The organism is Psychrobacter sp. 1U2, assembly GCF_051847575.1.
In genome coordinates this window covers 1-604 of record NZ_JBPYDC010001422.1, presented here as the reverse complement: position 1 = coordinate 604, position 604 = coordinate 1, and the positions used below count along the sequence as shown (strand labels likewise).

Here is a 604-nt window from a genome sequence, read left to right as displayed (position 1 = left end):
AGTAGTGTAACTACTGCCGTTACAAGCGCGTATGGCAGGCGTAGTATTGATTGCAATTGAAGACTAGGCGTGTAATAAAAAAACTGGCACACTGTGCTCATTGGTTATTAGTACTATTTTGTTGAGAGTTGAAGCGATATTAAACAAACAAGCAGCTGATAACTGACGGTTAGATCACTACTAAATATTGTTATAATTATATAGTTGTATACTTACGATATTCATAGGCTTATTGCGATAACTCACACTGCACATGATCTTGTGCAATAGATGAACACAACAAAAACGCGATGATCTAACTTTTATATTCATTGATATTTTATTTTTACTACGAGAGGAAAAATCATGACTTTATCTACTAAAGTAAAATCTACTACAGTAAAACAAAAAATGATGAGCGGTGCATTGACTGGTGTATTAATGACTACGTTAGGTGTTGCAGCCCCAATGGTAGCATTGACTCAGTCTGCCACAGCGGCCCCTGCTGACAATTTGGTCGCAGCCAAACGCTTAAACAAGCTGTTAACCAATACTAAAAGCATGACTGCCAACTTCACTCAAACGACTAAAGGCGCAACCAATGGCACGTTTAAAGGTTCGATGA

At 37.9% G+C, this 604-nt stretch carries 1 pseudogene; it reads left to right on the top strand.

The annotated features are described in order from the left end of the window. Positions 1 to 345 precede the first annotated feature (345 nt). A pseudogene (locus ACS8FD_RS22435) lies at positions 346 to 604 on the top strand (outer membrane lipoprotein chaperone LolA); the annotation flags it as partial.